A 26,371-nucleotide genomic window follows, 5' to 3' on the forward strand; every position below is an offset into this window, starting at 1 on the left:
CCGCGGCATGGATGCCGCGGCCAAGCCCCCATGGACGGGTTTACGGCGTCCCCCGACCCGCCTGCCCACCCGGCCAAGCCGATAGACCGCCTTTCGCGATCATCCCAATAAAGCCACCACGGAGGGGCTCCGCCGTTGGCCGGCCCGGCCGAAGGCCCACCCCCGCGCGATACAATGACCCCCATGAACACCCCACAGGATTCCAGCCTCGGTCGCGAGGTCAGTTACCCGTCGCAGTACGATCCCGGCCTGCTGTTTCCCATCCCCCGCAGCGGCGCCCGCGCCGAGATCGACCTCGATGACGGTGCGCTGCCGTTCGTCGGCCACGACCGCTGGCACGCCTTCGAGCTGAGCTGGCTCGACCCGCGCGGCAAGCCGCAGGTCGCCGTCGCCACCGTGCAGGTGCCGTGCACGTCGCCGCGGCTGATCGAATCGAAGTCGTTCAAGCTGTACCTCAACTCCCTCAACAGCACCCGTATCGACAGCGCCGAGGCTCTGCGCGCGCGCATCGTGGCGGATCTGTCGGCCTGCGCCGGTGCGCCGGTCCAGGTCGAGTTCGGCCTGCCGGGCCTGCGCGAGACGCCGCTCGGTGAATCCATAGACGGGCTGGACGTGGAGATCGACTGCTACGGCCCGCCGCAGGCGGACTTCCTCGCCGCTGATGCGGGCGAGGTGGTGGAGGAAACCCTGGTCTCGGCGCTGCTGAAGTCCAACTGCCCGGTTACCGGCCAGCCGGACTGGGCCACGGTCAGCCTGCGCTACCGCGGGCCGAAGATCGACCGCCCCGGCCTGCTGCGCTATCTGGTCAGCTACCGTGAGCATGCGGAGTTCCACGAACAGTGCGTTGAACGGATCTTCAGCGAGGTGTCTGCGCGCTGCCAGCCGCAGTGGCTGGAAGTGGAGGCCCGCTATACCCGCCGTGGTGGTCTGGACATCAACCCATGGCGTGCCAGCCCCGGCATCGCCGCCCCGGCTGCGACCTACCGCGAACTGCGGCAGTAACCGCCTCAGGCGGTTGCGGGTAGTGCCGGCCGCTGGCCGGCAACCGCGTGGAACCCGCGTGCAGGCCAAGCCGGCCAGCGGCCGGCACGACCGGACACCGTCTCTCCCGATTGTTCAGCCGCCCCCGGGGGCGGCTTCACATCTGCACCATCCCCATTTAACAACCTCCATGGCACCGTGCGAATCACGTAGTCATGCAGACGGGAGTTGTGGATGAGTACCGAGAAGAAAGCCGATTTCTCCGGCGTCAGTGGCAGCGTCGACAGTACCGCCGAGCAGGTGCCGAAGGCGGACTTCTCCGGCGTCAGCGCCTCGGTGGACAGCACCGCAGACGTTGTCAGCGGCGGCACCTACACCGTGCAGAAGGGTGACTCGCTGTCGAAGATCGCCAAGCAGCATCTGGGCGACGCCAATGCCTGGAAGAAGATCTTCGAAGCCAACCGCGATGTGCTTGATGACCCGGACAAGATCTTCCCGGGCCAGACCCTGAAGCTGCCGCCGAAGTAAGCCGGCCATCGAACGCCGTCCGACAATCCCTGGGAGGAACCCCGAATGATCAAGACCACCCCGCTCCAGACCGCCCTGATCGCCGCCCTGCTGGGTAGCGTTGCCCTGGTCGGTTGCAAGAAGAAAGAAGAGTCGACCGACACCAACGCCGCTCCGGCAGCGACCGCCCCGGCCGAACCTGCAGCGCCGGCGCCGATGACCGGCGCACCGCCGCCGATGGCCGAGGCCGCCGCAGTCAGCGTCTCGTCGGTCACCGTCGGCAAGACCGCCGCCGCCGACAAGTCGGTTGCGACCACGGCATTGTTCGCACCGAAGGATGACGTCATCGTCTCGGTCAAGACCGACGGCGCCGCCAACAACGTCACCGTTGGCGCCAAGCTGACCTACCAGGACGGCCAGGTGGCCGGCGAACAGAACGCCACCCTGAACACCAGCGGTGCGGAAACCACCAACGTCACGTTCAAGAATGCAAAGGGCTGGCCGACCGGCAAGTACCGCGCCGAGGTCACCGTCGATGGCAAGGCGGCCGGAACGCCGCAGGAGTTCGAGGTCAAGTAAGTCCTGCCGTCTCTCTCCCGGCAGGGCTCACGATGGACGCAGCCGCGAGGCTGCGTCCTTTTTTATTTGGGCGATGCCCGCTCTGGAGGGCTACCGGGGTACGCTGAACGCAACACGGACAGTCGGGGACGGAATGCTCAGCTGGATTGCACTCACGCTCGCAGCGGGATCCGCGGATCTCTGGAACTACAGTTGCGACCACTTCCTATACGGCGCCTGTCTGCGCGTACCGACGGGCATGTCCGTGACCTACGAGGCACCTGTCGACTTTGGTCTGCACCGCGTCAGGCGCGGCGATAGGGAAGTTGCCCTGATCTACGAGGGCGATGCCCCCGAAAGGCCTGTGCCAGGAAGCACGCCGGATCTGCGCTTCACGGACGGCGGAAATGCCGTGTCGGGGTATGCAAGGGCGGAAGGACCTTCCACCCGGTACGACGTCTACGTTCGACCCGGATCGTCCGGCGCCGGTTCGCTGCACATCCGAGGCTCTGCAGCGACGGCTGATGAACTCGCCAGCCTGGCCGCCGTCGTTGGGGGATTCCGCATCTGCAACTTCCAGCAAAGCAAGCGCTCACAGACATTGACCTGTCCAAGACGTGCCGAGTGGGGGCCGCGATTGTCGGAGTGGGTCATGCGTGCCTCAACGAGCGGGAAGTCGAATTAGCCATCAAGCCTCAGCTTCCTGACCGGAAGCGAGCCAACGACGAAACACAGCGGTCCAGTACCGCCGCGTATGGCGCGGCTTTGCCCCGCGCGGCTGAAAACGCGACAATGCAGGGGTTTCCCCTGCCGCGCGCCCACCCTGACGGCGACGGGGGAAAGCGCGGGGCCCGGCCCCGCGCGCGACACGGTTGCACGTGGCCCGGCGCTGGCGCCGGCCTTCCCCTGAGCATTGCTACAGAGTCCAAGTCCCCCATGTCCAAGATCCTCTACACGCTGACCGACGAAGCACCGTTCCTGGCCACCCAGTCGCTGCTGCCGATCGTTGGTGCCTACACCGCCACTGCCGGCATCGTGGTGGAAACCCGTGACATCTCGTTGTCCGGCCGCATCCTGTCGCTGTTCCCGGAACTGCTCAGCGACGCGCAGAAGGTCAGCGACGACCTGGCCGAACTCGGCCAGCTGGCGACCACGCCGGATGCCAACATCATCAAGCTGCCGAACATCTCCGCCTCGGTGCCGCAGTTGAAGGCGGCCATCAAGGAACTGCAGGACCAGGGCTATCCGCTGCCGGATTACCCGGAAACCCCGGCCGACGATCAGCAGCGCGACTACAAGGCGCGCTACGACAAGGTCAAGGGCAGTGCGGTGAACCCGGTGCTGCGCGAAGGCAATTCGGACCGCCGCGCGCCGCTGTCGGTGAAGAACTACGCGCGCAAGCACCCGCACCGCATGGGCGCCTGGGCGTCGGATTCGAAGTCGCACGTCGCGCACATGGCCGCCGGTGATTTCTACGGCAGCGAGAAGTCGGCCACCCTGGCCAACGCCGGTGCGCTGAAGATCACCTTCCACGGCAAGGACGGCAGCACCGTCGTGCTGAAGGAAAAGACCGCGGTCAAGGCCGGCGAGATCGTCGATGCCGCGGTGATGAGCCGCAAGGCACTGGCCGCCTTCATCAGTGAGCAGATTGCCGATGCCAAGGCCCAGGGCGTGCTGTTCTCGCTGCACCTGAAGGCGACCATGATGAAGGTCTCCGACCCGATCATGTTCGGCGTGGCCGTCAACGAGTTCTACAAGGACGTGCTTGCCAAGCATGCCGACGTGCTCAAGCAGGCCGGTTTCGATGCCAACAACGGCATCGGTGACCTGGCTGCGCGCCTGCCGTCGCTGCCCGAAGCCACCCGCGCTGCGATCAAAGCCGACCTGGCGGCCGAGTACGCACAGCGCCCGGGCGTGGCCATGGTCAACTCGGACAAGGGCATCACCAACCTGCACGTGCCGAGCGACGTGATCGTCGACGCCTCGATGCCGGCGATGATCCGCGACTCCGGCAAGATGTGGAATGCTGAAGGCAAGCTGCAGGACACCAAGGCCGTCATTCCGGACCGCTGCTACGCCGGCGTGTACCAGGCGGTCATCGACGACTGCAAGGCGCACGGCGCCTTCGACCCGGCCACCATGGGCTCGGTGCCGAACGTCGGCCTGATGGCGCAGAAGGCTGAAGAATACGGCTCGCACGACAAGACCTTCCAGATCGCCGCCGATGGCGTGGTCAAGGTCACCGACGACGCCGGCACCGTGGTGTTCGAACACGCCGTGGAAGCCGGTGACATCTGGCGCATGTGCCAGACCAAGGACGCGCCGATCCAGGACTGGGTGAAACTGGCCGTCGAACGCGCCCGCCTGAGCAGCACCCCGGCCGTGTTCTGGCTGGACGCCGCCCGCGCCCACGACGCGCAGGTCATCGCCAAGGTCGAGCAGTATCTGAAGGACCACGACACCAACGGCCTGGACATCCGCATCCTGCCGCCGGTGGAAGCCACCGCGTTCTCGCTGGACCGCATCCGCAAGGGCGAGGACACCATCTCGGTGACTGGCAACGTGCTGCGCGACTACCTGACCGACCTGTTCCCGATCATGGAGCTGGGCACCAGCGCCAAGATGCTGTCGATCGTGCCGCTGATGGCCGGTGGTGGCCTGTTCGAGACCGGCGCCGGTGGTTCGGCCCCGAAGCACGTGCAGCAGTTTGTTGAAGAGGACTACCTGCGCTGGGATTCGCTGGGTGAGTTCCTGGCCCTGGCCGCGTCGCTGGAACACCTGGGCAACCGCTACGACAACGCCGCGGCCCGTGTGCTGGCCAAGGCGCTGGACGAAGCCAACGGCCAGTTCCTGGACAACGACAAGTCGCCGTCGCGCAAGCTGGGTGGCATCGACAACCGTGGCAGCCACTTCTACATCGCGCTGTACTGGGCCCAGGCCCTGGCCGCGCAGGACGAGGACGCCGCACTGAAGGCGCGCTTCGCCCCGCTGGCCAAGGCGCTGACCGACAACGAGCAGAAGATCGTCGAAGAGCTGATCGCCGTGCAGGGCAAGGCGGTGGACATCGGCGGCTACTACCGCCCGGACGTGGCCAAGGCCAGCAAGGCAATGCGCCCGAGCGCAACCTTCAACGCCGCATTGGAGCAGCTGCGCGGCTGATCCATCGCCGTTCGGCCGTGACATCGGAACCCGCGCCTAGGCGCGGGTTTCTTTTTTCGGCTCGGAATCTGACCCCATTCGACCCGCATCCAGAACCGTGACATCCGTCGACTGTCGGAACGCCGTCAATGAGGCATGAAACTTGCCCGCGATGGCCGTCGCAGAACCGATAAGAGTGGTTCTGCGACCGCCCTCGATCTGAGCAGTCGATCACGACGGCCGCCTTTGGCGATGCCCTAGCCTTGGCGACGCGAGACCACCGGGGAGGTGGTCGCTCGGGGATCACGGATGGCACGCGTGCTGGTAGTGGGAACCGACATCCAGGGCGAGCAGGCCCTGCTGCAGCGGCTGCGCGTGGCATCGGCCCTGCCGGACGGCCAGATCCGCCGCAGCCAGGACCTGGACGATTGCGACCTGCTGGTCATCCGCGATACGCCGGCGCTGCGCAACGCGGCCCAGCGCATGCGCCAGCAGCACCCGCGATTACAGTGCTGGATCGAGGATATCGGCGGCCAGCTGCGTGATGGCGACGGGCACCAGGACGTGCTTGACGATGGTGCCATCGGCCGCGCGCTGCGCCGCATGCAGTTGATACCGGAGCCTCTGGCCATGCATGCACCTGCACCGATCCGCCTGGCCGATGGTGCACATGCCATTACCCGCCTGCTGCGCGAGCGGCTGCCCCTGCGCCAGGGGCAGGCACTGTTGAGTGATGCGGGTGACCCCGTCCTGCTGATAGACCTTGAGCATGATCAGGCCGTGCTGTTGCAGGAACCCGCGAGCGCGCTGGTGGAGCGCCTGGCCGATGCCTTCGAACGCCTGCAGCTGGATGCGCTGACACCCCCACGCCTGCAGGCGCTGGCCGGTGAGCGGCCACGCCAGCCACTGCGGCCGCTGCTGTGGCAATGGGCGCAACGCAGCCGTCATTGGCAGGCACTGGACGAACGCCTTCGCGGCGCCTCGGTGAAGTTGCTGCGCTGGCCGGATTTCCGCGTGCTGGGTCACGACCACGATGGTTTCCGCCTGTGCTCGCTGCTGCTCAAGCGCGCGTGCACGGTTGACGAGTGTGCGATGCTGCTGGAACTGCCTGCAGCGGCGGTGCGCGATTTCATCCATGCCGCCTACCTGTGCGGTTACGCGCAGCTGAAGCCCGCCCCGGCGACGCCGATGATGGCGACAGGTGGCATCCGTACCGACAACGGGTTGCTTGCCCGCCTGTGGCGGCACCTGCGCGGGAGCGAGCGCAATGCGTGAGCACAAGGTGGTGGTGCTGGGCGGCATGGGCAGCGGCAAGTCGACCCTGGTGCGCAGCATCGCGGCTGGTGCGGTGGTCGATACCGATGTGGCCAACAGTGATCGCCTCGGTGCCGACAAGGCTTCCACCACGGTGGCGCTGGACTATGCAGACATCGACCTGCCCAATGGCGAGCGCCTGCGTCTCTATGGAACGCCCGGGCAGCAGCGCTTCGATTTCCTGTGGCCGATCCTGCTGCAGGGTGCGCGTGGCGCGGTGCTGCTGCTGGACGCGCGCCGTGCCGGGTTGGCCAGCGAGCTGGAGGACTACCTGCAGGTGCTGCAGCCGTTCGCATCTTCCCTGGCACTGGTCGTGGCGGTGACCCATCTCGACCAGGCACCACAGGCCGCGCTGGATGACTGGGCCACCCGTGCCTGCCTCGATGACCAGCCGCTGCCGCTACTGGCCGTGGATACCCGCGACCGCGAACAGGGATTGCTGTTGATGGATGTACTGATGAGCGAAATGGAAGCGCACGCACTGGTGGCGGCGCATGGCTGACGGGCAGATGGCGGTGCTGCCCGATGCCGGCCAGCGTGAGCGCCTGCAGCCGCTGCTGCAGGACCTGCAGCAGCGGGTAGAAGGCGTGCGCACGGTGGTGCTGGCCAGTGTCGATGGCTTCGCCCTGGTCAGCGCTGGTGCCGAAGGGCGCGGCGAACGGCTGGCAGCGATGACCAGCGCGATGCTGGCACTGGCTGCAGCGGTGGGGCGCGAACTGGTGCTGGGCGATCTGCAGACACTGATGCTGGAAGCCGTAGGCGGCAAGGTGCTGATGCTGGCGATCCAGGCCGACGGGCGTGCACCACTCCTGCTGATGGCGGCCTGCGACCAGCGCAGCGTGATCGGCCAGGTGCTGTGGCAGAGCAGGGAATGTGGCCAGGCGATCCTGGCCGAACTCGGCGGATCGTGAGCCCGGCCGCAGGGGAACGAGGGGCTCGAACCAACATCGACAAGGGGTGCGACGTGGCTGGATTGAATGAATCGTTGAACGCACTGATGGGCATCGACGGCGCGCAGGCGGTGGCGCTGGTCGACTACGAAAGCGGCATGCTGCTGGGCGAAGCCGGTGCCGGCATGGACATGGAAGTGGCCGCCGCCGGCAACACCGAAGTGATCCGCGCCAAGATGAAGACCGCCGCGTCGCTGAACCTCAACGACAGCATCGAGGACATCCTGATCTCGCTGGGCAAGGCGTACCACATCATGCGCCCCGTGGCGAAGAAGAAGGGCCTGTTCTTCTACATCGTGCTGGACCGCACCAAGTCCAACCTGGCGCTGGCCCGGCGCAAGGTGCAGGACGTGGAGTCCGAACTGGCGATCTGAGCCGCCGGCTCTTGTAGAGTCGAGCTTGCTCGACTGCTTCTGCCCCTGCCTTCTGTAGAGTCGAGCCATGCTCGACTTCGGCCGAAAGCAGTCGAGCATGGCTCGACTCTACACAAGTCACCCCACGCCGGCGTATGGTGGATGCCCGTCTCCCTGCCGAGCCGTGCATGTCCCAGCCTGACATCGCTGCCGAACTCGCGCCGCGTATCGCCGGCGCCATCCGCGATGGTTTCGAGCAGTACCACGCCCGCTTTGCGGCAATCACCGCCCGTGCACGGCTGCGTTTCGAGCAGCGCGACTGGGCCGGTGCGCGTCAGGATGCGGTCGAGCGCATCGCCCTGTACGACCTGTGCATTGCCGAGCAGATGGATGCGCTGCGTCGCCTCGCCGGTGACGCGATCGGCGAGCGCGCGTTGTGGCTGCAGGTGCACGCCCAGTACAGCGCGCTGCTGCAGGGCCTGATCGACGCCGAGCTGTACAAGACCTTCTACAACACGCTGTCGCGGCGCCTGTTTGCTACCCGCGGCGTGGACCCGGCGCTGGAATTCATTGCTTTCGACGTCGAGCCCTCCGATGCCATCACCCATCCGGTGGCACGGCATACCTATGCGGTCTCGCCGACGCGGCCGGTGGAGGCGTTGCAGCGGGTGCTGGCCGACTATCGCTTCGACATCCCCTATGCGCACCAGCTGCGCTGCGCCGCGGCCATCGTGGTGCGCCTGCAGGATGATCTGGCCCACTGGGGTGACACGCCGGTACGCAGCATCGAGCTGCTCGATACCGTGTTCTACCGCGAGCGCCGCGCCTACCTGGTCGGTCGCGTGTTCGGCGAGCATCGCTTCTCGCCGTGCGTCATTGCCCTGGTCAACGACGAGCGTGGCCTGCGTGCCGATGCAGTGCTGACCCGTCGTCGCGATGTCGCCCACCTGTTCGGCGTGTCGCGCAGTTATTTCCAGGCCGACCTCGCCACGGTGGGTGACGCGGTGGTGTTCCTGCGCAGCCTGCTGCCGGGCAAGCCCATCGATGAGATCTACACGGTGCTGGGCCGCGCCAAGCAGGGAAAGACCGAGCGCTACCGCACCTTCTTCCGCCACTTCAATGAACATCCGCAGGAGCGGCTGGTGCACGCCGAAGGCACGCCGGGCATGGTCATGGCGGTGTTCACCCTGCCCAGCTACCCACTGGTATTCAAGCTGATCCGCGACCGTTTCGCCTGGCCCAAGGCGATGTCGCGGCAGCAGGTGGAAGAGAAGTATGCGCTGGTGTTCAACCTTGATCGTGTCGGCCGCCTGCTCGATGCACAGCCCTATCGTCATCTGCGCTTCCCGCGCGAGCGCTTCGCGCCGGCCCTGCTGGGTGAACTGCAGCAGCAGTGTGCGCAGAGCGTGCGCGTCGATGGCGACCAGGTGGAGATTTCACTTTGCTACGTGCAGCGCCGCTTCCGTCCATTGAACCTGTATCTGCGCGAGCAGTCCGGCGAGGCGGTGCGCGCGGCGGTGCTCGACTACGCGCAGGCGATCACCGACATGGCGCGCAACAACATCTTCCCCGGTGACATGCTGCCGAAGAACTTTGGTGTGTCACGGCACGGCCGGGCCGTGTTCTACGACTATGACGAGCTGTGCCTGGTCAGCGACTGCGTGTTCCGCGCGTGGCCGCAGCCGCGTACGCCGGAGGAGGCCATGGCCGACGAGCCTTGGTTCCATGTCGGTCCGCGCGATGTGTTCCCGGAGCGCTTCGGCCCGTTCATGGGCCTGCCGGCGAGCGAGTTGGCCGCGGTGCGCGAGCACTACCCGCACCTGTTCGATCCGGGCTGGTGGCAGGGCCTGCAGGAACGCTTCGCCCGTGGTGATTATCCGGATACGCCGCCCTATGCAGGCGCACATCGGCTGGCCTGAACCGGCTGTCATGGTGGCTGGGACTGGGGTACGCTCGCCGTTCATCACCAAGGATCCGGCAATGATGCGTTCTCCCCTGTTTCTCGCTCTCGCGCTGGCCGTAGGTGCCGGCACCCCGTTGCTTGCTGGCGAGGCCAGTGCGCAGACCGCGCGTGCGGTGCTTGCCACCGCAGAGATGAGCATGGTGCTGTCCGGCCATATCGAGATCACGCCTGAGGGTGAGGTCAACTCGCTGGTACTGGATCAGAAATCGGCCTTGACTCCGAGCATCGCCTCCTTCGTGGAAGGCACAATCGGCGGCTGGCGCTTCGAACCCACGCTGCGCGATGGCAAGGCCGTGGCTGCACGCGCCCCGATGCGGGTGCGATTGAGGGGGAGGCAGATGGCCGATGGCGGCTACGAAGTCAGCATGACCAGCGTCAACTTCGCTGAATATGATCCAAAGGCGAGCGATTCGATCACCCGCGGGCGCACGACGCCACCACGCTACCCTGAGGAAGCTTTCCGCAACGGTGGTCAGGGTGAAGTAATGCTGGTGGTCAGGGTGGCACGTGATGGTACGGTGGCCGATATCATTGCCGAGCAGGTGAACTTGACCGTGGTCGGGCCGGAACGGGCCATGGCCAGAATGCGCGACCTTCTGGCCAAGGCCAGTATCAGCAGTGTCCGCACGTGGACCTTCAACCCGCCGACCACCGGCGAGGACAGCACCCGTGACAACTGGACGGTTCGCATCCCGGTGAGCTTCGCCCTGGGCGATGACCGCAACGCAGGGCAGGAGCGCTATGGCCGCTGGCAGGCCTTCATTCCGGGCCCGCGGCAGAGCGTGCCGTGGCGCAAGGCGGACCCGGTCGAGCAGGCTGGCAGCGACCTGCTGCCGGAGGGCGGTGTCTACATGGTCGATAGCGCCAAGCGCGGCCTGCGCCTGCTGACCCCGCTGGCGCAGGGCTGAGACCCGCTGCGGAGCCGGGCAGCCCGGCTCCGCGTCAGTCCGCGTACGGGTAGACCACCACCCGGTTGCGGCCCTGTTCCTTGGCCATGTACAGCGCCTTGTCGGCCAGCCGCAGCGCCTGCTCGGCATCGACATGGAAGCTCGGGAAGTGGGCCACGCCCAGCGATACGGTGATGGTGCCGACCGGTTCGAACGGATGGTCGGCGATGTGCTGGCGCAGGCGTTCACCGGCCTGACGGGCCGATTCAGTACTGATGCCCGGCAGCAGCAGCAGGAATTCCTCGCCACCGGCGCGGCAGAGCAGGTCGCTGTCGCGCGAGTAGCGGCGCATCTGGTCAGCAATGTGGACGATGGCGTTGTCGCCGACGTCATGCCCGTAACTGTCGTTGATCGATTTGAAGCGATCGATGTCCAGCGCAAGGATCGCGAACGGGATGCCCTGCACCTGCAGCGCATCCAGCGCCTGCTGCAGGCCGCGACGGTTGAGCAGGCCGGTCAGCGGGTCGGTACGGCTGGCACGGTTGAGCGTGCCGATACGATCCTGCAGGGCATTGAAGCTGTGCAGCACCGCATGCTTCAGCTGCGCGACCTCGAAGTACCAGGCACGGATGCCGCTGACATGGTTGATTGCATTGCCGGTGTCCTCGCCGCCCTGTACGTTGCGCGCCAGCTGCCATAGCGGCATCGAAATGCGGCGCGCGAACCACCAGGTGACCAGCAGCGACAGCAGGCCGAGCGGAATCGCATTCCAGATCACCGCGGTCATCAGCCGCGACAATGGCTGCAGGGTGGCCTCGGTCGGGCGCTGCGCGATGATACCCCAGCCGGTGGCCGTTACCGGTGCGTAGCCGGCCAGCATCGAAACGCCCAGGTTGTTGCGCACCTGCTGCGCACCGCGTTCACCGCGCACCACCGCCTTCACCGCCGGGTTGCCAACCACGTAGTCACCCACGCGCTTGCCATCGGCGTGGTACAGCAGGCGGCCATTGCGGTCCACCACGTACAGATAGGAACCGTCGCGGTAGTAGTGCTTGCCCAGCAGCGTGTGCAGTGCGCTGCGCTGGCGTAGGTACAGCGTGCCGCTTACATAGCCGCGATAGCGGCCCTTGCGGTCGAAGATCGGGTGCGACAGCGACACCAGCAGCTTGCCGGTGGCCGACTGGTAGGGATCGCTGATCATCGGCTGGCGCGCCGCAAGTGCTGCGTTGTTGCCGACACTGTGCAGCACCTCACCCTGCAGCTGCAGGGTCTGTGGCGAGGTGGCGATCACCAGGCCGTCGGCGTCCACCACCAGCGAGGAGTTGAAGCTGCTGGACTGCAGCTGAAGGCGGCTGGCTTCATCCTGGGCCTGCTTCGGATCAAGGTCGTCCTCACCCAGGCGGGTCGCGGCATAGGCCAGCTGCTGCTGTGCGGCCAGCAGGAAGTTCTGGGTGGTCTCTGCCAGTTTGGTGGCATAGACGCGGTTGGCTTCCAGTGTGTTGCCGACCAGCTGGTCCCGCTGCACGCGATAGCTGGCCAGCAGAGTGTTGGCCAGGGCGATGATGGCGCTGAGCAGGGCCAGGGCGAGGATCAGCTTGCCCAGGTTGAGGCGGGGAGACAGCGTTCGCATGCGTCGACGGATCCGGCAGGAGGCTGGACCCGACCGGTTCTCCGGAAGGGGCGACAGCGGGAATCGGTGGCCGGGCCCACGGGGGCCGGGCAGGGTATCGCGCGGATTATCGCCAAAAGCGGGCGTCAGCGAAGTGAAGTGCGTCGCCCTGCAGGCAAAAAAAAACCTGCCGCAGCGAGCGGCAGGTTTCTTCCGATGCAGCGCCGGGGTCAGCGCTTCATCGAACCGAAGAACTCGTCGTTGGACTTGGTGTTCTTCATCTTGTCGAGCAGGAACTCCATCGCGGCCATTTCATCCATCGGATGCAGCAGCTTGCGCAGGATCCAGATCTTCTGCAGCAGTTCCGGTTCGATCAGCAGGTCTTCGCGGCGGGTGCCGGAACGGTTGATGTCGATGGCCGGGAACACGCGCTTTTCAGCGATGCGGCGGCTCAGGTGCACTTCGCTGTTGCCGGTGCCCTTGAACTCTTCGTAGATCACCTCGTCCATCTTCGAGCCGGTGTCGACCAGCGCGGTAGCGATGATGGTCAGGCTGCCGCCTTCTTCCACGTTGCGCGCGGCACCGAAGAAGCGCTTCGGGCGGTGCAGGGCGTTGGCGTCCACACCACCGGTCAGCACCTTGCCCGAGCTCGGCACCACGTTGTTGTAGGCGCGGGCCAGGCGGGTGATCGAGTCGAGCAGGATCACCACGTCCTTCTTGTGCTCGACCAGGCGCTTGGCGCGCTCGATGACCATTTCGGCCACCTGCACGTGGCGCGCGGCCGGCTCGTCGAAGGTCGAGCTGATGACTTCGCCGCGCACGGTGCGCTGCATTTCGGTCACTTCTTCCGGGCGCTCGTCGATCAGCAGCACGATCAGGTGCACGTCCGGATGGTTGGTGGTGATGGCGGTGGCGACCTGCTGCATCATCATGGTCTTGCCGGCCTTCGGCTGGGAAACGATGAGCGAGCGCTGGCCCTTGCCCTGCGGTGCCATCAGGTCGAGGATGCGGCCGGTGATGTCTTCCGACGAACCGTTGCCACGCTCCAGGGTGAAGCGGCGGCGCGGGAACAGCGCTGTCAGGTTCTCGAACAGCACCTTGTTCTTCGACGCTTCGATCGGCTCACCGTTGATGGTGTCGACGATGTTCAGCGCGAAGTAGCGCTCGCCGTCCTTCGGGAAGCGGATGCGGCCGGAGATGTGGTCACCGGTGCGCAGGTTGAAGCGGCGGATCTGGCTGGGCGAGATGTAGGTGTCGTCCGGGCCGGCCAGGTAGCTGGCTTCGGCCGCGCGCAGGAAGCCGAAGCCGTCCGGCAGGATTTCCAGCACGCCATCGGCGGCGACGCCGTCACCGTGGCGGGTCAGCACCTTCAGCAGGGCGAAGATCACATCCTGCTTGCGGGCGCGCGCCACGCCTTCGGAGATCTGCAGCTGCTCGGCGATTTCCAGCAGCTTCTGCGCCGGCATGCGCTTGAGGTCGCTCAGCGAGTAGACCGGGAAGCCCTCAGGCACGTTGGCGTGCGGGCGCGGCACGAACGGCTGCTGCTCGCCGCCATCGTTGGGCAGGCCGTCGTCGCGGAAGCGGTTGTTGCGGTCACGGTCGCGGCGGTTGCGGAAGCGGTCGCGGCGGTTGCCCTGACCTTGCCCCTGGCCCTGCTGGCCGTTCTGATTGTACGGGTTCTGGCCCTGGTTCTGGCCACCGCCCTGGTGGTTCTGCTGGCGCGGCTGGCCGGATTCGCGACCCTCACCGCCTTCGCCGCCGCCACTGCTGGCAGGGGCCTCGGCGGCGGGCGCGCTCGGTGCGGGGGCGGCTGCAGCCGGTGCCGGCGCTTCGGGCGCGGCGGCCAGCGGCAGGGTCGGCTGCGCCGGAGCGGCGCTGGTTTCGGCGGCTGACGGAGCGGCAGCCTTGGCTACGCGGGGCTTGCGCACGCGCTTTTCGGCGGGCGCATCGGCGCTGCCGGTTTCGGAAGTGTTATCGGACAAGAGCGTTATTCCTCGCTTGAAGGTGCGAGCGCCCGGCTGGGGCGGCGAACGTTGGGAATGGGTCTGGAAGAAACTGCGTCCAGAGGGTGCGGCACGCGAACGCGGCCGGATATGCCGACACTATCATCGGCCTGCGGCGCCGTGCAAGGGTCACCGGGAACAACATTCATCATGGGCGCGGGGCGCCCCGCCGGCAGCCGTGGTCCACGGCTGCCGGGGAACAGCAGGATCAGGCCAGGGCCTTGTCCAGCAGACCGGCCAGCTGGGCCTTGCCCACGGCACCGATCTGCTCGCCAACCTTCTCGCCGTCCTTGAACACGACCAGGTACGGAATCGAACGCACGTGGTACTTGGCGGCCAGCGCGCGGTTGTGGTCGACGTTGACCTTGGCGATCTTGGCGCGGCCCTGGTAGGCATCGGCCAGCTCGTCCAGCGCCGGGGCGATCATCTTGCAGGGGCCACACCACTCGGCCCAGAAATCGACCAGCACCGGTTCCTTGGAATTCAGCACTGCGCTATCAAAGTCGGCGTCGCCGACATGTACAACCTTGTCGCTCATCTTGGTTTCTCGTCTTGGATTGCACCCGGCCATGCCGGAGGTGGGTGAACTGGGCCATGCCCCGGTGGCGCGACCCTCGTCGTTGCCTCGCGGCGCACTGCCGCGGTGCGTTCGGCGGGATGCCTGGACGCTCACGGCCGGAAGTGTACCCCTATCGCAGGGCAGGGACAGGCGCCGGCTGGAACCCAGCGTATCGTGATCGCTTCGAAGCTCGGTATGTGTCGGATTTCACTGTCTTCCTGTAGATGGGGCTGGCAGTGGGCGACACCAGCGGCCCTGGCCGGGCCGTTCAAGTCCGGTGTGGTTGGGTGAAGGTCGCCGTCTCTTTGTCTTATGAGACGGGTCATTCCGGTTTGCTGGCCCGAGTGCGTTAAACTGGGGCATTGTGCGGCGCGCGGACCGGGTGGTCCCAGCCTGCCAACCCGCCGCAGGGGCCGCAGTTTGCGACGGTGCCCCTAGACGATGAAGTGCCAGCCGCCCTACGGGCCGGCGGCCATACCAAGACGGACACATGAGCGACAAACCGCTGACCGATTTGACCTTCTCCTCCTTCGAGCTGCATCCGGCCCTGCAGGCCGGCCTTGAAGGAGCCGGATTCACCCGCTGCACGCCGATCCAGGCGCTGACCCTGCCGGTCGCGCTGCCCGGTGGTGATGTTGCCGGCCAGGCCCAGACCGGCACCGGCAAGACCCTGGCCTTCCTGGTCGCTGTCGTGAACCGCCTGCTGACGCGTCCGGCCCTGGCTGACCGCAAGCCGGAAGATCCGCGCGCGCTGATCCTCGCCCCGACCCGCGAGCTGGCCATCCAGATCCACAAGGATGCAGTGAAGTTCGGCTCCGACCTGGGCCTGCGTTTCGCGCTGGTCTACGGCGGCGTGGATTACGACAAGCAGCGCGAACTGCTGCAGCAGGGCGTGGACGTGATCATCGCCACCCCGGGCCGCCTGATCGACTACGTGAAGCAGCACAAGGTGGTCTCGCTGCACGCCTGCGAGATCTGCGTGCTGGACGAAGCCGACCGCATGTTCGACCTGGGCTTCATCAAGGACATCCGCTTCCTGCTGCGCCGCATGCCCGAGCGCACCACCCGCCAGACCCTGCTGTTCAGTGCCACCCTCAGCCATCGCGTGCTGGAGCTGGCCTACGAGCACATGAACGAACCGCAGAAGCTGGTGGTTGAAGCCGAGACCATCACCGCCGCGCGCGTGCGCCAGCGCATCTATTTCCCGGCCGACGACGAGAAGATTCCGTTGCTGCTGGGCCTGCTGTCGCGCAGCGAAGGCGCGCGCACCATGGTCTTCGTCAACACCAAGGTGTTCGTCGAACGCGTTGCCCGTTCGCTGGAAAAGGCCGGCTACCGTGTCGGCGTGCTGTCCGGCGACGTGCCGCAGAAGAAGCGCGAGAGCCTGCTCAACCGCTTCCAGAAGGGCCAGCTGGAAATCCTGGTGGCCACCGACGTGGCCGCGCGCGGCCTGCACATCGATGGCATCAAGTACGTCTACAACTACGACCTGCCGTTCGACGCCGAAGACTACGTGCACCGCATCGGCCGCACCGCGCGCCTGGGCGAAGAAGGTGATGCGATCAGCTTCGCCTGCGAACGCTACGCCATGGGCCTGCCGGACATCGAGGCCTACATCGAGCAGAAGATTCCGTCCGAGCCGGTCACCAAGGAACTGTTGACCCCGCTGCCGCGCCCGGAACGCCCGGCTCCGGCTGCAGGCGAGGAAGGCGAGGACAACGAAAGCGTCGGCCAGATCTTCCGCGAAGCGCGCGAAGCCCGTGCCGCCGAGGAAGAGCGTCGGGGCGGTGGCCGTAGTGGCGGTCGTTCAGGCGGTGGTGGTCGTGGTGGTCGCGATGGTGAGCGCAGCGGCGAACGCCGTCCGCGTGGCCCGCGCAAGCCGCGCGTGGAAGGCGAGCAGGGCGCTGCCGCCCCGGCCGCCGGTGTCGAAGGCGCCACCGCCCAGGCTCCGCGTCCGCCGCGCCCGCCGCGTGCCGAAGGCGCACCGGAAGCTGCTGCAGTGGACGGCGAGCACAAGCCGCGCAAGCGCCGTCGTCGTCGCCACGGCCGTCCGGTCGAAGGTGCCGAGGGCGTGCAGAGCGCTGCCGGCAATGGCGCCAGCCCGGTCACCCCGGTGCAGGTGGTGGCCAAGCCGGTGCGTACGGCTGCTGATACCGGCGATTCATTCCTGACCCGCATCGGCCGCAAGATCCGCCGGATGCTGTCGGGCAACTGATCGGCGCTGCCGATCAGCGGGTAGCACCCGACCGTTGGTCGGGTGGCTTCAAGGGCGTGCCGACCAACGGTCGGCACCCTCCGTCTCCACGACGTCGCGCCGCTCCTGCATAATCGGGGCATGAGTGTCCTGCGCTTCGACAATGTCAGCAAACAGTACGCCGGTGGCCACGAGGCGCTGACCGATGTCAGCTTCGAGGTCGCGCCGGGCGAGATGCTGTTCGTCACCGGCCATTCCGGTGCGGGCAAAAGCACCCTGCTCAAGTTGATCCACCTGGACGAGCGGCCCAGCCGCGGCGCGGTGGTGTTCGACGAGCGCAACCTGCTGAAGGTGCGCGGCGGCGACGTGCCCCGGCACCGACGCGCGGTGGGAGCGGTCTACCAGGACCATCGCCTGCTGATGGATCGCTCGATTGCCGAGAACGTTGCGCTGCCCCTGATCCTGCGCGGCACCCGCCGCGGCGACATCAACAAGCGGGTGCGTTCGGTGCTCGAGCGCATGGGCCTGGGCCATCGCGAGAAGGCGCTGCCCTCGCAGCTGTCGGCCGGCGAGCAGCAGCGCGTCGGCATCGCCCGCGCCATCGTCGGTGAGCCCAAGCTGCTGGTGGCCGACGAGCCGACCGGCAACCTCGACCCGACCCTGGCGGCGGAGATCATGGCCCTGTTCGCCGAGCTGCCCTCGCGCGGCACCAGCGTACTGGTGGTCAGCCACGACCTGCCGCTGCTGCGCCGCATGCGCAAGCGCGTGCTGATCCTTGACCACGGCCGGCTGGTGGATGACATCTCGCCGCAGGACCTGGCGGAGTAATCGATGGCGAAGAACGAAAACAGCGAAGCCGCCGCCCCGTCCCGCGTGGGCGTCTGGTTCCAGCATCACGTGCACAGCGTGGTGTTCAGCCTGGGCCGCGCCTGCCGCAAGCCGTGGGCGACCCTGCTGACGGTGATGGTCATGGCGCTGGCGCTGGCCCTGCCGCTGGGACTGTCGATCGCGCTGGACAACCTCAAGCAGTTCGCCGGCAGCGTGCAGCAGTCGCGCGACATCAACGTGTTCCTGAAGGGCGACGTCGATGGTCCCGGCGCGCTGCGCCTGGCCGGCCAGCTGCGCGACCGTGATGACGTGGCCGAGGTGAACGTGCGCACGCCGGAGCAGGGCCTGCAGGAACTGCGCGATGCCGGGCTCGGCGAGGCGATTGATGCACTCAACGACAACCCGCTGCCGTCGCTGCTGGTGATCACCCCTGGCCAGGGCAAGGACGACGCGCGGCTGGCGCGCGCGCTGGAAAGCCTGCCCGAGGCCGACCTGGTGCAGCACGACGCACTGTGGCGCCAGCGCCTGGATGCCTGGCTGGCGTTCGGCGCGCGGCTGGTGCAGGTGCTGTCGGTACTGCTCGGCGTCGGCGCCGCGCTGGTGGTCGGCAACACGGTGCGCCTGGACATCCAGGCCCGTCGCGAGGAAATCGGCGTGCTGCAGCTGCTGGGCGCCAGCGATGGCTTCATCCGCCGCCCGTTCCTGTACCTGGGCGCCTGGTACGGCCTGGGGGCCGGTGCGGTCGCGCTGGCCCTGATCGCCGCCGCCGGTGCCGCGCTGCGCGTGCCGCTGGCCGAACTCTCGCGCAGCTACGGCAGCCCGTTCGTGCTGCATGGCCTGGACCTGCTGCATGGCGGTCTGGTTCTGCTCGGCACGCTGTTGCTGGGCTGGCTGGGCGCATGGCTGGTGACCGGCCACTTCCTCCGCCAGACCCGCCCGACCGACACCTGAGACCGGCATGCAACCGCAAGCGTTGAAGCACCTTGAAGGGCCCGCGACGCGGGTGATGGTGGTCGATGGCTCGAAGCTGGTGCGCAAGCTGATCGCCGACGTCCTGCAGCGTGACCTGCCGGGCGTGGAAGTGATCGGCTGCGACAGCATCGAGGACGCGCAGCAGGCGCTGGCGCAGGGCCCGGTGGACCTGGTGACCACCTCGTTGACCCTGCGCGATGGTGACGGCCTGGCTCTGGCGCGGATGGTCCGCGAAGCGGCCGGCCAGGCCTACGTGCCGGTGATCGTGGTTTCCGGCGATGCCCAGCAGCATCTGGAGCAGCGCCGCTTCACCGAGTACGTCACCGATTATTTCGACAAATCGCTGGGCCATGAGGCACTGGCAACCTTCATCCGTGGCTACGTGCAGCCGCAGACCATGCCCGGCGCGACCATCCTCTATATCGAGGACAGCCGCGTGGTCGCCGAGGCCACCAAGCGCATGCTCGAGCGCCAGCAGTTGAACGTGCTGCACGTGGTCAGCGCCGAAGAAGCATTCACCCTGCTCACGGCCGAGTCGCTGGGCCGCAGCCGCCACCGCATCGACCTGGTGCTGACCGACGTCACCCTGAAGGGTGAACTGAGCGGCCGCGACGTGGTGCAGCGCGTGCGCGTGGACTTCGGTTACGGCAAGCGCCGCCTGCCGGTGCTGGTGATGACCGGCGATGGCAACCCGCACAACCAGACCGGGCTGCTGCAGTCCGGTGCCAACGACCTGGTGCTCAAGCCGATCGAAGAACGGCTGCTGGTCACCAAGGTGCTGTTCCAGCTGCGCCTGGCCCGCTTGAACGATGGACCCCTGATTCGATGATGGATGAAGCAGCCGACACCCCGACGATCCAGCTGGAACCGAGCTGGAAGCAACATGTAGGCGATTACCTGTTGCAGCCGCAGATGCGCGAGCTGTCCAGCTTCCTGCGCCAGCGCAAGGCCAGCGGTGCGGCGGTGTTCCCGCCTGGCCCGCAGATCTTCGCCGCGTTCGACGCTACCCCGTTCGAACAGGTGAAGGTGGTGATTCTCGGCCAGGACCCGTACCACGGTCGTGGCCAGGCGCACGGCCTGAGTTTCTCGGTGCCGCCGGGCGTGCCGGTGCCGCCGTCGCTGCTGAACATCTACAAGGAGATCGAGAGCGATCTCGGTATCCCGCGCCCGGACCATGGCTGCCTGATCCCGTGGGCTCAGCGTGGCGTGCTGCTGCTCAATGCCGTGCTGACGGTGGAAGAGGGCAAGGCGGGTGCGCACCAGGGGCGTGGCTGGGAAGGCTTCACCGACCACGTGGTGGATGTGCTCAACCGCGAACGCGAAGGACTGGTTTTCATGCTCTGGGGCGCCTATGCGCAGCAGAAGGGCAAGGTCATCGACACCGGTCGCCATCGCGTGCTGAAGTCGCCGCACCCGTCGCCGCTGTCGGCCCATCGTGGCTTCCTCGGCTGCCGTCATTTCTCGATGGCCAACGAGTACCTGCAGCGTCGCGGCCAGGCCCCGATCGACTGGTCGCTGCCGCCGCGTTCGGCGCTATGGGCACGGGCGCCCGGCCCAGGCTGAACACCTGGCAACGTTGCTGACCCTGAATGGGTCCCCAGAACGGCCCGTTCAGCTCCGCTTGACCGGAATCGGCCGCTTTTCGGCAGGTAATTGCTTGAATTCCAAGGGATTGTGAATCCCGAAAAGCGTGCTCGCCACTGTCATCAAATCGCGCTACGGTAGGGCTCTGTTTGGGACCAGTGTTGCATCAATAGGATGCTGGAACTTTTTCCTCCTTTAGCAGTCCAAATCCCGGACTGCTAAGATGGGTGCCTATGAGCCAGAACACCTCTACTGCCCTTGTGGCAAACAATCTCCCGATTCCCAGTGCGCTCGGTTCGCTGGACGCCTACATTGGTGCCGTGCACCAGATCCCGGTGCTGTCGGTCGATGACGAACAGGACCTGGCCCGTCGCTTCCGCGACGGCAACGATCTGGACGCTGCGCGCGAGCTGGTGCATTCGCACCTGCGCTTCGTGGTGCACGTGGCCCGCGGCTACAACGGCTACGGCCTTGCCCTGGGTGACCTGATCCAGGAAGGCAACATCGGCCTGATGAAGGCGGTCAAGCGCTTCGACCCGGATATGGGCGTGCGCCTGGTCTCCTTCGCCGTGCACTGGATCCGCGCCGAGATGCACGAGTTCATCCTGAAGAACTGGCGCATCGTGAAGGTCGCCACCACCAAGGCGCAGCGCAAGCTGTTCTTCAACCTGCGCAAATCGAAGACGCGCCTGGGCTGGATGAACGCGGCGGAAGTCAGCGCGGTGGCCAAGGACCTGAACGTGTCCGAGCGCGAGGTCATGGAAATGGAGTCGCGCTTGTCCGGTCGCGATATCGGTTTCGATGCGCCGACCGACGAGGACAACGAGCATGCGCCGCCGTCGCCGGCTGCGTACCTGGTCGCCAACGACGAAGATCCGTCGATGGCCTACGAACGTGCCGACAGCGAAGACAACCAGATGCAGCTGCTGCGCGAAGGCTTGGCTGAGCTGGATGCCCGCTCGCGCGACATCATCCGCCGTCGCTGGCTGGATGCCGACAGCAAGGTGACGCTGCAGGAGCTGGCTGACGAGTACGGCGTGTCGGCCGAGCGCATCCGTCAGGTTGAAGCGAACGCGCTGAAGAAGATGAAGGCGCTGTTCACCGCGTAAGGCGGGATGGCGTCGCAATTGTGAAAGGCCCGGCAGCAGTGCCGGGCCTTTTTCGTTTGTGGGGCTTAGCCACGCATGGCGTGGCTCTACTCTGACGCCAGAGCGGTGATTGTGCCGACCGGGTCATGTGCTGGATGCTGATGTTCACCCCGTACCACGCAGTGGCACGGTATGATCATGCCACGCGTCTTCCGCACACGAAGTTTCAATCGCAGTATGCGTAGGACCAGCCTGTCCGACGCTGCGCTGTACCGGTCGGTACGTGAAATGGAAGCGGGTCTGGTGGATGCTGATCTTGGCGGCGGAATCTTCAAGAAGCGCGTTGCGTTGCCGGGGCGAGGAAAGCGTGGGAGCGTTCGAATCATCGTCGCCACACAGCGAGGCGGGCATTGGTTCTTCCTTTTCGGCTACGAGAAGAATGAACGTGCTGCGATCACCAATGCGGAACGGGATGCGCTGCAGTTGTACGCATCGGAGTTCCTGAGAATGAGTACGGCGCAGCTGAATCGCGCCGTGCAGTACGGGGATCTACAGGAGATCGGCCATGACGAAGACCCCTGAGCGACGGCGCGCGAGAAGTGCGCTTCTTGAAGCGGTGCATGATGCTGCTGTGAGTCTGCACGCGCATGGCTTCATCGACAAACGTCGGTTGAGCAGCTACGAAGCGCTTTGCCTTGAGCCGATCCCTGAGTACAGCAGTGCCCAGATCCGTGCCCTGCGTACGTCATTGCAGCTCAGTCAGCCGGTCTTTGCGGGGGTTCTCAATACCAGCGTTTCCACCGTACGCAGCTGGGAGCAGGGCGAAAAGAAACCCAGCGGACCTTCACTGAAGTTGCTTAACCTCATTGATCGGAAGGGTCTCGAAGCAGTCCTGTAAAGCAAAGGCCCGGCAATGCCGGGCCTCTGCTTTACCGTGGTATTCAATCCGCGCCATGCATGGAAGCGCGGTGTGCCTCACTCTTCGCGTGCGATCGCGCGCCAGCCAATGTCGTTGCGGTGGAACTCGTTGGCCCAGGTCACCTTGGCCACGCCGGCATAGGCATTGGCCTGCGCGTCGCGCACGCTGTCACCCAGCGCAGCCACGCACAGCACGCGGCCGCCGGCGCTGACCACCTGGCCCTGTGCATCCAGTGCCGTACCGGCATGGAACACCTTGGCATTGGCAGGCACGTCGTCCAGGCCGGAAATCACCTCGCCGGTGATCGGCGCTTCCGGGTAGGGCTTCGCGGCCAGCACCACGCCCAGCGACGGGCGCGCGTCCCACTGTGCCTGCACCTGGTCCAGGCGGCCATCGATGGCGGCTTCCACCAGCTCGACCAGGTCCGACTGCAGGCGCAGCATCACCGGCTGGGTTTCCGGATCACCGAAGCGCACGTTGAATTCGATCACCTTCGGCGCGCCGCTGGCGTCGATCATCAGGCCGGCATAGAGGAAACCGGTAAACGGGATGCCGTCCGCGATCATGCCCTGCACGGTGGGATTCACCACCTCGCGCATCACGCGTGCGTGCACCTCGGGCGTGACCACCGGCGCCGGCGAATAGGCGCCCATGCCACCGGTGTTCGGGCCGGTGTCGCCGTCACCGACGCGCTTGTGGTCCTGCGAGGTGGCCATCGGCAGCGCGTGTACGCCGTCCACCATGGAAATGAAGCTGGCTTCCTCGCCATCGAGGAACTCTTCGATCACCACGCGCGCACCGGCATCGCCGAAGGAGTTGCCCGAGAGCATGTCACGCACGGCGTCTTCGGCTTCGGCCTGGGTCATCGCCACGATCACGCCCTTGCCGGCGGCCAGGCCATCGGCCTTGACCACGATCGGTGCACCCTTCTCGCGGATGTAGGCCAGGGCGGCGTCCACGTCGGTGTGCACGGCGTAGAACGCGGTAGGGATGTTGTGGCGGGCCAGGAAGTCCTTGGCGTAAGCCTTGCTGCCTTCCAGCTGCGCGGCGGCGGCGGTCGGCCCGAAGATGCGCAGGCCGGCGGCGCGGAAGCGGTCGACCACGCCGGCCACCAGCGGTACTTCCGGGCCGACCACGGTCAGCGCTACGCCTTCGGCCTGGGCCAGGGCGAGCAGGCCGTCGATGTCGGTGACCTTCATCGCTACGTTGCGGCACTTGTCTTCGCTGGCGGTGCCGGCGTTGCCGGGCGCCACGATCACTTCGGTGACACGGGAGGACTGGGCCAGCTTCCATGCCAGGGCGTGTTCGCGGCCGCCAGAGCCGATGACAAGTACGTTCATCACGAGATTCCAGATTGCGTGGGAAGGGAAGGTCGATATCCCCGGCGGCGCGTGTGCCTCACTCGCAGCCTTCGCGTCGCAGCGATTCGGGGAAGGAATAGGCCCAGGTCTTCGGGTCCAGGGTAAAGCGGTGTTGTTGCTGGATGCGCTTGCCGCCGCAGGTGCCGCCGCTTTCCTCGATCAGCAGCGGCCAGATGCGCGCGCTGCGGTCGCTGTCGTCGAAGCGCAGCGTGAAGTCGATGCTGAAGCGGCGGATGCGGCAGCTTTCTGCGTTGTCCGGGTCAGCGGCCTCGTCGATGTTGTCGCACTCGTACAGTGCGTCATTGTCGATGTGGCTGCGCACGTTGCCGGTGGCGACCAGGCCGTTCGGGCCCGGCAGGACCAGAGTCTGCGAAAGCAGCGAGAAGCCCTGCCCGAACCAGCCGTCCTCGACGCGGAAACCATAGAAGTCGCTACCGGCGCGGATGATGCTGGCGGTACCGGGCTGGCCACCGCTGCCGAAGCGTTCCCCGGTCAGTTCGCTGGCCACTTCGAAGCCTTCGCCTTTGGGGCGCAGCACGAAGAACTCGATGGTACCCGGGTCGATGTGCGCGCCATCGACCAGCGCACCGCACACGGCCAGCAGCTGTTGCCAGCTGTCACCGCTCACCACCGGTTGTTCCGCGCAGACCTGCCAGTCCATCGAATGAGTGTCGCCGTCCTGGGTCCAGCTGCCGCGCCATTCACCGGAAAGCTTGGCGTTGCTGCCGTAACGCTGGACCAGGAAGGCCTGCAGCCGCGCGGTGCGGCTGACATGCTGTTCTGGTGCGGCGGGGGCCACCGCAGGCGCATCCACCTTCGGCACCACGCCGGGCTCGGCAGCAGGCTTGCAGCCCACCAGTACGGCCGCACCCGCGAGGGCGAGGGCGGCCAGCGATTTCATCGAAACTGTGGACATCCGTGTCGCTCCAGGATCAGTGGCGGAAGTGGCGCACGCCGGTGAACACCATGGCCAGGCCATGTTCGTCAGCGGCGGCGATCACTTCGGCATCGCGCATCGAACCACCCGGCTGGATCACCGCCTTGATGCCGGCGGCAGCGGCGGCATCGATGCCATCGCGGAACGGGAAGAACGCATCGGAGGCCATCACCGAACCCTCGACCACCAGGTTCGCATCGGCGGCCTTGATGCCAGCGATGCGCGCGGAATAGACGCGGCTCATCTGCCCGGCACCGACACCGATGGTGCGATTGTCCTTGGCATAGACGATCGCGTTGGACTTCACGAACTTGGCCACCTTCCAGGCGAACAGCAGGTCGGTGAACTGCTTGTCGGTCGGTGCCAGCTTGCTGACCACCTTCAGTTCGTCGCGCGTCATGCCGCGGTTGTCCGAGGACTGCAGCAGCAGGCCCGAGCCGACGCGCTTGCTGTCGAAGTTGTTCAGGCCGCCGCCATGCGGGATGCGCAGCACGCGCACGTTGGCCTTCTTCTGCGCGTATTCCAGCGCGGCCGGCTCGTAGTCCGGGGCGATCAGCACTTCGACGAACTGGCGGTCGAGGATCACCTTGGCAGTGGCGGCGTCAAGCGGCTTGTTGAAGGCGATGATGCCGCCGAAGGCGCTGGTCGGGTCGGTGGCGTAGGCCAGCTCGTAGGCATCGCCGTTGCCGGCACCGACGGCCACGCCGCACGGGTTGGCGTGCTTGACGATGACGCAGGCCGGCGCATCGAACTGGCGCACGCATTCCCACGCCGCATCGGCGTCGGCCAGATTGTTGTAGCTCAGTTCCTTGCCCTGCAGCTGCTGGAACGTGGCCAGCGTGCCCGGCACCGGGTACAGGTCGCGGTAGAACGCGCCGCTCTGGTGCGGGTTCTCGCCGTAGCGCAGGTCCATCACCTTCACGAAGGTGGAATTCATCTGCGCCGGGTACTCGGCACGCGCCGGCACGGCGGCGTCGGTGGCGGTGACCGACGACAGGTAGTTGCTGATCGCGGCGTCGTACTGGGCGACACGGTTGAAGGCGGCCACCGAGAAGGCGAAACGGGTGGCGGCCGACAGCTGGCCGTCGTTGGCGTCCAGCGAGGCCAGCAGCTCGGCGTACTGCGACGGGTCGGTGGCTACTGCCACGCGGGCGAAGTTCTTGGCCGCCGAGCGCAGCATGGCCGGGCCGCCGATATCGATGTTCTCCACCGCATCAGCCAGGGTGCAGTCGGCCTTGGCAGTGACCGACTCGAACGGGTACAGGTTCAGCACCAGCAGGTCGATGGCACCGATGCCGTGCTCGGCCATGACCGCATCATCCAGGCCGGAACGGCCCAGCAGGCCGCCGTGCACCATCGGGTGCAGGGTCTTGACCCGGCCGTCCATCATTTCGGGGAAGCCGGTGACGTCGGCCACGTCCTTCACGGCCAGGCCCGCATCGCGGATCGCCTTGGCGGTGCCGCCGGTGGACAGCAGCTCCACGCCGCGTGCCGCCAGCGCAGTGGCCAGCTCGACCAGACCGGTCTTGTCGGAAACGGAGAGGAGGGCCCGGCGGACGGGCAACAGATCAGCAGTCATGGGACAGAATCGGCAGCGGAGCGGGGCCGATATTGTAGGCGGTGGGGGCCGGTGGCGGGCGCCGGAGGGGCAGATTCGCTGCGTCCA

Annotated in this window: 24 protein-coding genes; 18 read left to right on the plus strand and 6 right to left on the minus strand. The window is 66.5% G+C overall.

What is annotated here, in order from left to right:
• Nucleotides 1–183: 183 nt before the first annotated feature.
• From queF to R1H25_RS14760, 10 genes are all read left to right on the plus strand, one after another.
• Nucleotides 184–1,002, plus strand: coding sequence for an NADPH-dependent 7-cyano-7-deazaguanine reductase QueF (gene queF, locus R1H25_RS14715; RefSeq protein WP_317223948.1), 819 nt, complete (start codon nucleotides 184–186; stop codon nucleotides 1,000–1,002).
• 213 nt (nucleotides 1,003–1,215) lie between these two features.
• Nucleotides 1,216–1,509 carry a LysM peptidoglycan-binding domain-containing protein gene (locus tag R1H25_RS14720; RefSeq protein ID WP_005419771.1) on the plus strand — a complete coding sequence of 98 codons (294 nt, stop codon included), beginning with the start codon at nucleotides 1,216–1,218 and terminating at the stop codon, nucleotides 1,507–1,509.
• Nucleotides 1,510–1,554: 45 nt separating this feature from the next.
• Nucleotides 1,555–2,067, plus strand: a complete 513-nt coding sequence (locus R1H25_RS14725; protein WP_317223949.1) for a hypothetical protein — start codon at nucleotides 1,555–1,557, stop codon at nucleotides 2,065–2,067.
• Between the two features lie 915 nt (nucleotides 2,068–2,982).
• Nucleotides 2,983–5,205, plus strand: a complete 2,223-nt coding sequence (locus tag R1H25_RS14730) for an NADP-dependent isocitrate dehydrogenase (protein ID WP_317223950.1) — start codon at nucleotides 2,983–2,985, stop codon at nucleotides 5,203–5,205.
• A gap of 288 nt (nucleotides 5,206–5,493) precedes the next feature.
• The gene (locus tag R1H25_RS14735; protein ID WP_317223951.1) at nucleotides 5,494–6,459 is read left to right on the plus strand and encodes a hypothetical protein; all 966 of its coding nucleotides are present in this window, start codon (nucleotides 5,494–5,496) and stop codon (nucleotides 6,457–6,459) included.
• Entirely contained in the window at nucleotides 6,452–7,000 is a 549-nt protein-coding gene (locus R1H25_RS14740) for an ATP/GTP-binding protein (protein WP_154349759.1), read from the plus strand. The genes R1H25_RS14735 and R1H25_RS14740 overlap by 8 nt, the downstream gene beginning before the upstream one ends.
• Nucleotides 6,993–7,409 carry a roadblock/LC7 domain-containing protein gene (locus tag R1H25_RS14745; RefSeq protein WP_088027556.1) on the plus strand — a complete coding sequence of 139 codons (417 nt, stop codon included), beginning with the start codon at nucleotides 6,993–6,995 and terminating at the stop codon, nucleotides 7,407–7,409. The genes R1H25_RS14740 and R1H25_RS14745 overlap by 8 nt, the downstream gene beginning before the upstream one ends.
• Before the next feature lie 53 nt (nucleotides 7,410–7,462).
• Nucleotides 7,463–7,822, plus strand: a complete 360-nt coding sequence (locus R1H25_RS14750; protein ID WP_043397376.1) for a hypothetical protein — start codon at nucleotides 7,463–7,465, stop codon at nucleotides 7,820–7,822.
• Nucleotides 7,823–7,989: 167 nt separating this feature from the next.
• Entirely contained in the window at nucleotides 7,990–9,720 is a 1,731-nt protein-coding gene (gene aceK / locus R1H25_RS14755; protein WP_317223952.1) for a bifunctional isocitrate dehydrogenase kinase/phosphatase, read from the plus strand.
• A gap of 61 nt (nucleotides 9,721–9,781) precedes the next feature.
• Nucleotides 9,782–10,672, plus strand: a complete 891-nt coding sequence (locus R1H25_RS14760; RefSeq protein WP_317223953.1) for an energy transducer TonB — start codon at nucleotides 9,782–9,784, stop codon at nucleotides 10,670–10,672.
• A gap of 34 nt (nucleotides 10,673–10,706) precedes the next feature.
• Here the strand turns inward: R1H25_RS14760 and R1H25_RS14765 are convergent, their stop codons facing one another.
• The 3 genes from R1H25_RS14765 to trxA form a co-directional block, all read right to left on the minus strand.
• The gene (locus R1H25_RS14765) at nucleotides 10,707–12,281 is read right to left on the minus strand and encodes a sensor domain-containing diguanylate cyclase (protein WP_317223954.1); all 1,575 of its coding nucleotides are present in this window, start codon (nucleotides 12,279–12,281) and stop codon (nucleotides 10,707–10,709) included.
• 209 nt (nucleotides 12,282–12,490) lie between these two features.
• Nucleotides 12,491–14,242, minus strand: a complete 1,752-nt coding sequence (gene rho / locus R1H25_RS14770; protein ID WP_057501776.1) for a transcription termination factor Rho — start codon at nucleotides 14,240–14,242, stop codon at nucleotides 12,491–12,493.
• 229 nt (nucleotides 14,243–14,471) lie between these two features.
• On the minus strand, nucleotides 14,472–14,801 hold the full coding sequence (gene trxA, locus R1H25_RS14775) for a thioredoxin (RefSeq protein WP_005411275.1): 330 nt from the start codon (nucleotides 14,799–14,801) through the stop codon (nucleotides 14,472–14,474).
• A 511-nt stretch (nucleotides 14,802–15,312) separates the two neighbouring features.
• Between trxA and rhlB the strand changes: the two genes are divergently transcribed.
• The 8 genes from rhlB (at nucleotide 15,313) to R1H25_RS14815 (ending at nucleotide 22,386) form a co-directional block, all read left to right on the plus strand.
• Entirely contained in the window at nucleotides 15,313–17,037 is a 1,725-nt protein-coding gene (gene rhlB, locus R1H25_RS14780) for an ATP-dependent RNA helicase RhlB (RefSeq protein ID WP_317223955.1), read from the plus strand.
• Nucleotides 17,038–17,157: 120 nt separating this feature from the next.
• Nucleotides 17,158–17,844 carry a cell division ATP-binding protein FtsE gene (gene ftsE, locus R1H25_RS14785; protein WP_005419728.1) on the plus strand — a complete coding sequence of 229 codons (687 nt, stop codon included), beginning with the start codon at nucleotides 17,158–17,160 and terminating at the stop codon, nucleotides 17,842–17,844.
• A 3-nt stretch (nucleotides 17,845–17,847) separates the two neighbouring features.
• Nucleotides 17,848–18,795: a permease-like cell division protein FtsX gene (ftsX, locus tag R1H25_RS14790; RefSeq protein WP_107380630.1), complete on the plus strand. Its 948-nt coding sequence runs from the start codon at nucleotides 17,848–17,850 to the stop codon at nucleotides 18,793–18,795.
• Between the two features lie 7 nt (nucleotides 18,796–18,802).
• Entirely contained in the window at nucleotides 18,803–19,645 is an 843-nt protein-coding gene (locus R1H25_RS14795) for a response regulator (RefSeq protein ID WP_317223956.1), read from the plus strand.
• Entirely contained in the window at nucleotides 19,642–20,379 is a 738-nt protein-coding gene (ung, locus tag R1H25_RS14800) for a uracil-DNA glycosylase (protein ID WP_317223957.1), read from the plus strand. The genes R1H25_RS14795 and ung overlap by 4 nt, the downstream gene beginning before the upstream one ends.
• Before the next feature lie 254 nt (nucleotides 20,380–20,633).
• Complete coding sequence (gene rpoH, locus R1H25_RS14805) at nucleotides 20,634–21,509, plus strand: RNA polymerase sigma factor RpoH (protein ID WP_032129545.1); 876 nt, start codon at nucleotides 20,634–20,636, stop codon at nucleotides 21,507–21,509.
• A gap of 171 nt (nucleotides 21,510–21,680) precedes the next feature.
• Nucleotides 21,681–22,070, plus strand: coding sequence for a type II toxin-antitoxin system RelE/ParE family toxin (locus tag R1H25_RS14810; RefSeq protein ID WP_099588826.1), 390 nt, complete (start codon nucleotides 21,681–21,683; stop codon nucleotides 22,068–22,070).
• Nucleotides 22,054–22,386 carry a DNA-binding transcriptional regulator gene (locus R1H25_RS14815; protein ID WP_317223958.1) on the plus strand — a complete coding sequence of 111 codons (333 nt, stop codon included), beginning with the start codon at nucleotides 22,054–22,056 and terminating at the stop codon, nucleotides 22,384–22,386. Before R1H25_RS14810 ends, R1H25_RS14815 begins: the two co-directional genes overlap by 17 nt.
• 77 nt (nucleotides 22,387–22,463) lie before the next feature.
• Here R1H25_RS14815 and purD read toward each other — a convergent pair whose 3' ends face one another.
• Genes purD through purH form a run of 3 tightly spaced genes read right to left on the minus strand, consistent with a single transcriptional unit; the run spans nucleotide 22,464 to nucleotide 26,284 of the window.
• The gene (purD, locus tag R1H25_RS14820; RefSeq protein ID WP_317223959.1) at nucleotides 22,464–23,747 is read right to left on the minus strand and encodes a phosphoribosylamine--glycine ligase; all 1,284 of its coding nucleotides are present in this window, start codon (nucleotides 23,745–23,747) and stop codon (nucleotides 22,464–22,466) included.
• A 58-nt stretch (nucleotides 23,748–23,805) separates the two neighbouring features.
• The gene (locus tag R1H25_RS14825; RefSeq protein ID WP_317223960.1) at nucleotides 23,806–24,684 is read right to left on the minus strand and encodes a hypothetical protein; all 879 of its coding nucleotides are present in this window, start codon (nucleotides 24,682–24,684) and stop codon (nucleotides 23,806–23,808) included.
• A 16-nt stretch (nucleotides 24,685–24,700) separates the two neighbouring features.
• Nucleotides 24,701–26,284, minus strand: a complete 1,584-nt coding sequence (gene purH / locus R1H25_RS14830) for a bifunctional phosphoribosylaminoimidazolecarboxamide formyltransferase/IMP cyclohydrolase (protein WP_317223961.1) — start codon at nucleotides 26,282–26,284, stop codon at nucleotides 24,701–24,703.
• Between the last annotated feature and the right edge of the window lie 87 nt (nucleotides 26,285–26,371).

Source organism: Stenotrophomonas veracruzanensis, assembly GCF_032911525.1.
GTDB classification, from domain to species: Bacteria; Pseudomonadota; Gammaproteobacteria; order Xanthomonadales; family Xanthomonadaceae; genus Stenotrophomonas; species Stenotrophomonas africana.